Genomic DNA, 9,376 nt, shown 5'->3' on the forward strand with positions numbered 1-9,376 from the left:
CCGCGGTGTCGCGGGAGGCGGCGCGGGGCGCGGTGTCGCGGCCGCGGGAGGCGGGGGCGCGGGAGGCCCGGCCGGGCGGCGGGCCGCCGGTCTCCAGGCGGACCTGGAAGCAGGACGGGCGGCGGCAGCCGGGCATCGAGCAGACGTGCTGGTCGCCGAGCGGGGAGCGGACGGGATCGCTGGGCATCGAAGGGCCTTCCGGCGCGGTCGCGAGCGGGTGATGGCGGGTCCCAGGTCACGTATGTCGCGTTCTTCCGGAAAATCGAGGGCCATTGATCGGGGCGGGCGAACCTTCTGTCTTCCGTGGGAGGAGAAACGCGAGGACGTGCGGTACCAACTATGCCCCGGGCCGCCCTTCGTACGCAACGCTAACCGGATAGCCGGCTTCGCATTCCGGCCAGCCCCCCACCTATTTACGGCATTTCTCTGGATTGTTGTAATCTGTCCGGAAATAGCGGGAAACCAGGGCGGAGAGCAGCGCCGCCGCGACCATGAACAGCCAGCCGTGCCGGAAGCCCGCCACCGGCGGCCGCGCCGCGTCCCCCAGCACCACCGTCAGCACCGCGATGCCGAGCGCCGAGCTGATCTGCCGCGCCATCATCAGCACCGCCGACCCCAGCGACAGCCGGTCCGCCGGCAGCGACGCCGCCGACCCGAACAGCGGCGGCTGCAGCAGCGCCGTGCTCGCCCCGGCCAGCAGCGCGCCCGGCACGAACATCACCAGGTAGGACGGCTCCGGGGAGGCGAGCACCGCCCACCAGCCGCAGCCCGCCGCGAGCGCCAGCCCGCCCAGCACCGCCGACGCCCGGCCCCCGATGCGTCCGACGATCCGTCCGGAGAACGGCGACATCACCATGCACGACAGCGGGATCGGCGCGATCCCCACGCCCGCGCGGACGACCGGGTAGTGCCACACCCCCGTGAAGAACAGCGTCGCCGCCACCAGCGTCGCCGCGAACACCAGGTAGTAGAGGAAGACCCCGGACACCGCGACCGCGAACGGCCGGTGCCGGAACAGGTCCGGGCCGATCACCGGGTTCGGGTGCCGCCGCATGTGCGCGACCGCCAGCGTCCCGAGCACGGCCGCCGCGACCGCGCACGCCGCCGTCCGCGCTGACGCGTAGCCCCAGTCCGACGCCTGGACGAGCAGCGCGGTCAGCGCCGTCGCCGCGCCCAGCACCAGCGCCGACCCCAGCAGGTCGAGCCGCTGCCGCGCCCTGCGCGGCGTGTCCGGCAGCAGCCGCCGGCCGGCCAGGATCGCCGCCGCCGTCACCGGCACGTTGATCAGGAAGATCCAGCGCCAGCCCGCCATCAGCAGCAGCCCGCCGAGCACCGGCCCGCAGCCGCCGCCGAACGCCGCCACCGCCGTCCAGATCCCCATGACGGTCGGGTGCTCGCGCTTGGGGAACGCGGGCAGCGCCAGCCCGAGCGACGTCGGGACGAGCACCGCCCCCGCCGCCGCCTGGACGACCCGCGCCGCGACCAGCGCCGGCAGGGTCGGCGCCACCGCGCACGCCACCGACGCGGCCCCGAACAGCGCCATCCCCGCGAGGAAGCTCTTCTTGCGGCTCGTGTCGTCGGCGAGCCGCCCCGCCGGGACGAGCAGCGCCGCGAGCACGATCGTGTAGGCGTTCAGCACCCACGACACCTGCGGCAGCGGCGCGCCGTCGAACGTGCGCCGCAGCGCCGGGAACGCGACGCTCACCGCGAACAGGTCGAGGATCGCCAGGAACTGCGCCGCCGACGCGACGGCGAGCACGAGCCACCGCCGCGCGTCCGGGGCCTGCGTGCCGTCCAGGGCCTGCGTGCCGACCGGGTCTGGGGCCTGCGTGCCGTCCGGGTCCGGTGCCTGCGTGCCGGCCGGGGCCGGTGCCCGCCGGGTCTTCGTCCGTGCGTTCATGCCGTCAATGATCGAAAGCGGCCGGGCCCGCCACGAGTGGCAGGATTGACAGCGTTCGATAGATTACTGACATGACACGGACTCTGGCGATCCTGGTCGTCCCGGGCGCACCGGTCTTCGAGGTCGCCATCCCCTGCCAGCTGTTCGGCTCGCCGCCGCCGTCCCACACCGGCCCCTGGTACGACGTCCGGCTCTGCTCCGAGGGCCCGTCCCCGCTGCGCGGCTCGTCCGGGCAGGACGACCTGCCCGGCGCGTTCCAGGTCGCCGCCCCGCACGGCCTGGACGTCCTCGACACCGCCGGCACGGTCGTCGTCCCGGCCGCCGGGAACGTGCTGACCGACCCGTCACCGCAGGTCATCGAGGCCGTCCGGGCCGCGCACGCGCGCGGCGCCCGGATCGTGTCGCTGTGCTCCGGCGCGTTCGTCCTCGCCGCCGCCGGCCTCCTCGACGGCCGCCGCACCGCGCTGCACTGGAAGCACGCGCCCGTCCTGCGCGAGCGGTTCCCGTCCGTGGAGGCGGACACGTCCGTCCTCTACATCGACGACGGCGACCTGCTCACCGGCGCCGGCAACAGCGCCGGCATCGACCTGTGCCTGCACGTCATCCGGCAGGACCTCGGCGCGGACGTCGCCAACGCCGTCGCCCGCCAGATGGTCGTCCCGCCGCACCGCACCGGCGGGCAGGCCCAGTACGTCGAGACGCCGCTGCCGCCGCCCGGCCGCGCCGACGGTCTCGGCCCCGTCCTGCAGTGGGCGCTGGCGCGGCTCGACCGCCCCCTCACCACCGCCGACCTCGCGGCCCGCGCCGGGCTGACCGGACGCACCCTCATCCGCCGCTTCCACGCCGAGACGGGGACGACCCCGCTGCAATGGCTCCTCGCCCAGCGCGTCATCCGCGCCCGCGAACTCCTTGAGGGGACCGACCTTTCCATCGACCTCGTCGCCGAGAAATGCGGCCTCGGCACCGCCCCCAACCTCCGCACCCACTTCGCCCGCGAACTCGGCGTCACCCCGAGCGAATACCGGCGCGCCCACCGCCGCGTTCCCGCCGGCTGACCGCCGAATCCGGTCCGCACGGCTTATCGTGGCGTCCATGGCCACATGGGACGACGTGCGGACCGAGCGCCCGTGAACCTCGGCCTGCTGACGTTCAACACGCTTTTCCGCGGCGACTCGCGCGCCCGGATCAGAGCGCTCGCCGCGATCCTCGAGGACTCCCCGTACGACGTGGTGTGCCTGCAGGAAGTGGTCTCCCCGCTCAATCTCGCGGCGCTCCGCAGGGCGACGCCGTCGTACCCGTACATCGCGCACGGGCCGTCCGTGCCGCTCGTGCGCGGCGGGCTCGTCACGCTTTCCCGGCGGCCGATCGTCCGCCGCCATTTCCACCCGTACCGGTTCACGGGCCGCCCCCGCCTTGAAGGGCTCCTGCGCAAAGGCGTCCTGCTGACCCGGGTGCGATCCGGGGACGAGCACATCACCGTCGCCAACACGCACCTGACGGCGAATATGGACAACGACTGGGACCTCGCGAACCCCTACACCCGCATCGAGGCGAACGAACTCGCGCAACTGGCGGAATTCCTCGCGCACCCGCGCCTGACGGACCCCCTGATCGTCGCCGGCGACTTCAACGTCCCCCGCGGGTCGCCGCTCCTCCGCGACTTCCGCGCCGCCACCGGCCTCGCGGACGTCCTGAACGGCGACCCCGCGCCGACGTTCCGTCCCACGCCGGAACTCAGCCTCGAACCCATCGACCAGATCCTGGCCACCCCGCCGCTGACGGCGACCACGACCGTGGTCTTCAAGGACGAGATCCGCCTCCCCGGCGGCCGCGCGTGCCACCTGTCCGACCACTACGGCCTGGCCGCCGCCTTCACCGCGTAGAGCGGGCCCGGGGCGGGCCGGCGGGATTGGTGGCGGGGCCCACATTCCGGGCCGGGAGTTGCTCAGCCCCGGCCATAAACACGGCGCAAGTGGCCCCTTACAGTGGGTGGGCCTTAGCGGAACGCCGCCGTTTCGCCTGTTCCGTTTCCCACCCCGGAGGCCCGTGATGAGACGCTCCCCCCTCCGCGCCGCGGCGACGCTCGCCGCCGCAGGCGCGCTCGCCGCGACCGGCCTGGCCGCGCCCGCCTCGGCGGACACCGTGCCGGGCTCGGTCCCGCCCGACAAGGACCCCTTCTACAAGGCGCCGGCGAACATCGGCAGTTACGCGCCGGGCGCGATCGTCGCGTCCCGCGCCTTCACGCCCAAGGCCGGGAACGTGGCCGACACGGCGAACGCCTGGCAGGTCTCCTACCGCACCAACGACTCGCACGGGACGCCGGAACTCGCGGTCACGTCCGTGCTGGTGCCGAAGGCGGCCTGGACCGGGTCCGGCGCGCGGCCGGTCGTGTCGGTGCAGGCCGCCGAGGACTCCACCGGCTCGCAGTGCGCCCCGTCCTACGGCCTCGCCTCCGGCGACCTGTTCGCCTCGTCCGCCGCGATCTACGCCGGGCCGATGCTGAGCAAGGGCTGGGCCGTCGCCATGCCCGACTTCGAGGGCCCGAAGTCGGTGTTCATGGCGGGCGTCCAGGCCGGGCACGCCGTCCTCGACGGGATCCGCGCCGTGCGGCGGTTCACGGACGCGGGCCTGCCCGCGACGGCGCCGTGGGCGCTCGCCGGCTACTCCGGCGGCGCCCAGGCCACCGGCTGGGCCGCGGAGCTCCAGCCGTCCTACGCGCCCGAGGTGAAGCTCGCCGGGGCGTCGATGGGCGGCATCCCCGCGGACCCGGAGGCCGTCGCGCGGTCGCTGGACGGCGGCGTCTTCTCCGGGTTCGAGGCCGCCGCCGCGGTCAGCCTCGGCACCGAGTACCCCGAGATGGACATCGGCTCGCTGATGAACGACAAGGGCAAGCAGGCGATGGCGGACGCCTCCGGAAAGTGCCTGACGGACCTGCTCACGTCGTTCGCGTTCAAGAAGCTCTCCGGCTACAGCACCGTCCCCGACCCGCTGGCCGTGCCGCGCGTCCGGGCCGTCCTGAAGGCCAACACGCTCGGGGCCGCCGCGCCCACCGTGCCGGTGTTCGACTACCACGCGAACACCGACGAGATCGTCCCGGTCGCGCAGGACGACGCGATGGTGAAGGCGTGGTGCTCGCGCGGCGCCACCGTCCACGTCGTCCGCGACGCGATCGGCGAGCACGCCCTGGAGATGGTCGTGCGGCAGAACGACGCGGTGAACTTCCTGAACGACCGGTTCGCCGGCAAGGCGCCCGTCAACGACTGCTGACCGGCCTGGCGGAGGGCGGGCCGGTGGGCGGCCCGCCCTTACCAGAGCAGCAGGACGAGGGCGGCGGCGATCGCGACGATCAGCACGCCGCCCGCGGCCAGCGGCCCCGACGTCCGCGCGGCCGGGGACGGCCGCCGGCCGTCGATCGCGGCGGCGGCCGCCCGGTACCGCACCGCGGCGTAGCCCATCCCCGCCACGCCCGTCGCGATGAGGACGATCCCGGCGGCGACGGTCCGCGCGCCGCCGTCCTCGATGACCTTCGCGACGGCGAGGCCGAGCACCATCACCCCGGCCGCCGTCCGCATCCAGGCGAGGAACGTGCGCTCGTTGGCGAGGTGGTCGCGGGCGAGGTCGGGGTCGCCGCCGTCCTGCGCGGCGGGTTCCTGCATGGCGGTCCTCCCGGAGCGAGGCGTGCGGCTTCGAGCCTGTATTCCCGGGTATTCGCAGGTCATGAGCCTGTGGGGGAAACGGGACGACATGCTGGTGCACGAGCGGGACCCGTTCAACGCCGAGCCGCCCCGCGCCGCGCTGGCCGGCCGCCGGACGACCCCGCCCGACACCTTCTACAGCCGCAACCACGGTCCCGTCCCCGACCTCGACCCGGCGGCCTGGCGGCTGACGGTGGACGGCCTCGTCGAGCACCCTCTCGACCTGTCGCCGGCGGACCTGCGCGAACGGTTCGACGAGCACGAGGTCGCGGCCACGCTGCAGTGCGCGGGGAACCGCCGCGCCGGGCTGGCCGAGGTCCGCGCCATCCCCGGCGAGGACCCGTGGGGGCCGGGCGCCACGTCCACCGCGCGCTGGACGGGGGTGCGCCTCGCCGACGTCCTCGCCGCGGCCGGGCTGCGCCCCGAGGCCGCGCACATCGAGTTCGCCGCGCCCGACGTCTCCCGGCTCGCCGTCCCGCCGCAGCCGTACGGCGGCTCCATCACCGTGGACAAGGCGCTCCGTCCCGAGGTCCTGCTCGCGTGGGCGATGGACGGACGCCCGCTGCCGCGCGTGCACGGCGCGCCGCTGCGCGCGGTCGTCCCCGGCTGGATCGGTGCCCGCAGCGTCAAATGGCTAACCCGGATCAGCGCGCGCGCCGAGCCGTCCGACAACTACTTCCAGGCCACCGCGTACCGCGTTCTGCCGCCCGACGCGGACCCGGCGCAGGCCGGGCCGGACGACGGCATCCCGCTGGGCCCGATCGTGGTGAACTGCGACATCCTCCGCCCGGACGACGGCGCCCGCGTCCCGTCCGGCCCGACCGAGGTCACCGGTTACGCGCTGGCGGGCGGCGACCGCACCGTCGCCCGGGTCGACGTCTCGGCGGACGGCGGCCGGTCCTGGACGCAGGCGGCACTCGACGACGGCGACTCCCCGTGGACATGGCGGCACTGGCGTACCACCCTCGACCTGCCCGCGGGCGAGGCCGAGATCATCGCGCGCGCGTGGGACTCCGCGGGCGCCGTGCAGCCCGAATCGCCCGTCCACCTGTGGAATCCCAAGGGCTACGCGAACACGTCCTGGGCGCGCATTCGCCTCACCTGCACCTGAGTGACCATCCGGCCGCCGGTCACTATTCTCAATGGTCCGGCGTCGGCGCTCAGGAGGGAAAACCGATGAACAGTGTCCGGAATTCGATCGGCCGGGCATTCGACGAGGTATGGCGGCGGACCATCGACCGTCTCGGCGGCCTCACCGACGACGAGTACCTCTGGGAGCCCGTCCCGGACGGCTGGACGCTGCGCCCTGACGCCGCCGGCCGCTGGCTCATCGACGGCGAGGGCGGCGGCGGCCCGGCCCCCGACCCGGTGCCGGTCGCGACCCTCGCCTGGCGCATCGGCCATATCGGCCTCATGTTCACCGACTTCGGGATCCGCCTTTTCGAGGGCCGCAACATCACGCTGGACGACGTCGAATTCTCCGGAACGGCCGCGGGCGGGATCGGGTTCCTGGAGTCGGCCTTTCGCAATCATTGGCGCGAGCCGTTCGCCGCGATGCCCGAGGAACGGCTGTGGGAACCGTCCGGCCCGGCCTTCTTCGGCTACGCCGACTACCCGGTGATCGACACCGCCCTGCACGTGCTGGACGAGTTCACCCACCACTCCGCCGAACTCGGCGTCCTCCGCGACCTCTACCCGCACCGCGGCTGAACGCTCCCGACGGTCAGGCGCGAGAGCCCTGTTGACACATGATCCTTTATCCCGTTGGATCGCTCCATACTCGCGAGTAGCCCGGATCGCCGGTCCGGTCGTCTCGGCACGCCCCCCGCCGCGGTTCCACCCCCAGCGAGAGGATTCCTGTGTCGTCCATGTTCAAGCGGCTGGCCGTGCTGTCCCTGTCGGCGGGCCTCGCCGGCACCGCCCTGGCGGCCGCGTCCGCCGCGTCCGCGCAGGCCGCCCCGAAGCCGCGCGCCCAGGCGGCCGCCGCCGACGCGCCGCCCGCCACGCTGGATCTGTCGGACTGCCCCGACGTCCTGCCGGTCGGCGCCGACCCCGCGGACTGGTTCTGCAACGTGCTGGTGACCAACGCGGGCCGCATGAAGATCGGCGGCATCGACCAGCAGATCACCGCGCCGATGCGGATCACGCTGCTGTCCGGCACCGACCCGAAGACCGGGGCGGAGATCTCCAAGTTCGTGAAGATGCGCAGCACCGCGATGACCGTCGCGGGCGGCGCCCTCGGCATCCCCGGCACCGAGAAGATCCCGCTGTTCGCGCTGAAGGTGAAGCCCCAGTACGCCGGGAAGATCGACCTCGACATCGTCAACCGGAAGACCCGGCTCGACCTGAAGATCAAGCTGGTCAACCAGCTGCTCGGCGACACCTGCTACGTCGGCTCCGGCACCGCGCCGATCTCCCTCGACCTGGACCTGGCGGACATCACGCCGGCCCCGGGCCCGGACGGCACGTTCTGGGTCAAGATCAACGCCACCGACGACACGTTCGCCGTGCCGAAGACCAACGGCTGCGGGTTCGCGGCGCCGATCGCCGACCTCCGCGGCGGCCTCCCGTCCGCGTCCGGCGCCAACCACGCGCAGCTGACCTCGTACTTCGGCGGCAAGCAGTACTCGGAGATGTACCCGAAGATGGCCGTCCGCACGAAGTAGGGCCCGCCCGGGCCCGCGCCCCCCTCCCAGCGCGGGCCCGCCCTGCAAAAATCCCCCGATGCACGAGGCCCCTCTCGACGGCGGCAACACCACCGGCGCCACCCGCACCGGCAACACCGTCCGCCGCGCCACCGGCCCGTGGACGCCCGCCGTCCACGCGCTGCTCGCCCACCTCGCGGCCGAAGGCTTCACCGCCGCCCCGCGCCCGCTCGGCATCGACGAGCGCGGCCGGGAGATCCTCACCTTCCTGGACGGCGACACCGTCGGAAGCGCGAAGCCGTGGCCGCCCTGGGTCTTCGAGGCCGACACGCTCGACCAGGCGGCGCGGTGGATGCGGGAGTTCCACGAGGCCGTCGCCGGGTTCGTCCCGCCGCCGGACGCCGTCTGGCGCGAAGGCGGCCGCTGGTCGGAAGGCCTGGTCATCGGCCACAACGACGCGGCCCCTTACAACGCCGTGTGGCGTGACGGCCGGCTCGCCGGGTTCTTCGACTGGGACTTCGCCGGGCCTGTGACGCGCGAATGGGATCTGGCCTTCGCCGCTTTCAGTTGGGTGCCGCTGCATGCGCGCCATGTCGCCGGGCCGCTGGGATTCACCGCGTTCGAGACGCGGCCGGAGCGGTTGCGGCGGTTCCTCGGCGTCTACGGCTGGGGCGGGTCCGCGGCGGACCTGCTCGGTGTGGTGAGGGAGCGGGTCGCGGCGCATGCCGGGGGCATCCGGGCGCTCGCGGCGGCCGGGGACGATGCCTTCGTGCGGCTTCGTGACCAGGGCGTTCCCGACGATCTGGAGCGGGCACTCGTGGAACTGGACGCTCTGCGCGTCTGACGCGTGGCGGGTCGACCAGGTGACTCGGGGGATAGATCAGGAATTTAAATAAATCGGTGATATATTTGGCGGGTTCCGCGCAGCCGTTTGCAGGAGGCGACGATGGCCAGGGGGTTTCCGCTGGAGCCGGCACCGATCCGCGTGCCCGACGGTGTGCTCGGCGACCTGCGGCGGCGGCTGGAGTTGACGCGCTGGCCGGACGACGCGGGCAACGACGACGGCTATTACGGCGTGAAGCGCACCTACCTGCAGGGGCTCGTCGAGTACTGGCGGGACGGGTACGACTGGCGCA

General features: G+C 73.5%; 11 protein-coding genes. 8 read left to right on the top strand and 3 right to left on the bottom strand.

Going from position 1 to position 9,376, the window contains the following annotated elements:
- Positions 1 to 187 (bottom strand): hypothetical protein (locus tag F9B16_RS45795; protein WP_151546551.1); only part of this gene is annotated, 187 nt, incomplete at its 3' end.
- 222 nt (positions 188 to 409) lie between these two features.
- A complete protein-coding gene (locus tag F9B16_RS45800) occupies positions 410 to 1,900 on the bottom strand; it encodes an MFS transporter (RefSeq protein WP_151546552.1) in 1,491 nt (496 codons plus the stop codon).
- A gap of 71 nt (positions 1,901 to 1,971) precedes the next feature.
- Here F9B16_RS45800 and F9B16_RS45805 point away from each other — a divergent pair, with 71 nt between their 5' ends.
- From F9B16_RS45805 to F9B16_RS45815, 3 genes are all read left to right on the top strand, one after another.
- Positions 1,972 to 2,955 carry a GlxA family transcriptional regulator gene (locus F9B16_RS45805; RefSeq protein ID WP_151546553.1) on the top strand — a complete coding sequence of 328 codons (984 nt, stop codon included), beginning with the start codon at positions 1,972 to 1,974 and terminating at the stop codon, positions 2,953 to 2,955.
- 45 nt (positions 2,956 to 3,000) lie between these two features.
- Entirely contained in the window at positions 3,001 to 3,783 is a 783-nt protein-coding gene (locus F9B16_RS45810; protein ID WP_151546554.1) for an endonuclease/exonuclease/phosphatase family protein, read from the top strand.
- A gap of 166 nt (positions 3,784 to 3,949) precedes the next feature.
- On the top strand, positions 3,950 to 5,167 hold the full coding sequence (locus F9B16_RS45815) for a lipase family protein (RefSeq protein WP_151546555.1): 1,218 nt from the start codon (positions 3,950 to 3,952) through the stop codon (positions 5,165 to 5,167).
- A 38-nt stretch (positions 5,168 to 5,205) separates the two neighbouring features.
- On the opposite strand, the gene F9B16_RS45820 is transcribed toward F9B16_RS45815, so the two are convergent.
- The gene (locus tag F9B16_RS45820) at positions 5,206 to 5,556 is read right to left on the bottom strand and encodes a YidH family protein (protein WP_151546556.1); all 351 of its coding nucleotides are present in this window, start codon (positions 5,554 to 5,556) and stop codon (positions 5,206 to 5,208) included.
- A 61-nt stretch (positions 5,557 to 5,617) separates the two neighbouring features.
- On the opposite strand from F9B16_RS45820, the gene F9B16_RS45825 reads away from it, so the two are divergent.
- The 5 genes from F9B16_RS45825 to F9B16_RS45845 all read left to right on the top strand — a co-directional run.
- Entirely contained in the window at positions 5,618 to 6,706 is a 1,089-nt protein-coding gene (locus F9B16_RS45825; RefSeq protein WP_192809329.1) for a sulfite oxidase, read from the top strand.
- A gap of 65 nt (positions 6,707 to 6,771) precedes the next feature.
- Positions 6,772 to 7,305 (top strand): DinB family protein, encoded by a 534-nt coding sequence (locus F9B16_RS45830; RefSeq protein WP_151546557.1) that lies wholly within the window; start codon positions 6,772 to 6,774, stop codon positions 7,303 to 7,305.
- 158 nt (positions 7,306 to 7,463) lie between these two features.
- On the top strand, positions 7,464 to 8,261 hold the full coding sequence (locus tag F9B16_RS45835) for a hypothetical protein (RefSeq protein WP_151546558.1): 798 nt from the start codon (positions 7,464 to 7,466) through the stop codon (positions 8,259 to 8,261).
- Positions 8,262 to 8,319: 58 nt separating this feature from the next.
- A complete protein-coding gene (locus tag F9B16_RS45840; RefSeq protein WP_151546559.1) occupies positions 8,320 to 9,084 on the top strand; it encodes a phosphotransferase in 765 nt (254 codons plus the stop codon).
- Positions 9,085 to 9,186: 102 nt separating this feature from the next.
- Positions 9,187 to 9,376: epoxide hydrolase N-terminal domain-containing protein (locus F9B16_RS45845; RefSeq protein ID WP_192809330.1), on the top strand; the 190-nt coding region annotated here is incomplete at its 3' end.

The sequence above is a fragment of the Actinomadura montaniterrae genome (assembly GCF_008923365.1).
Classification (GTDB): Bacteria; Actinomycetota; Actinomycetes; order Streptosporangiales; family Streptosporangiaceae; genus Spirillospora; species Spirillospora montaniterrae.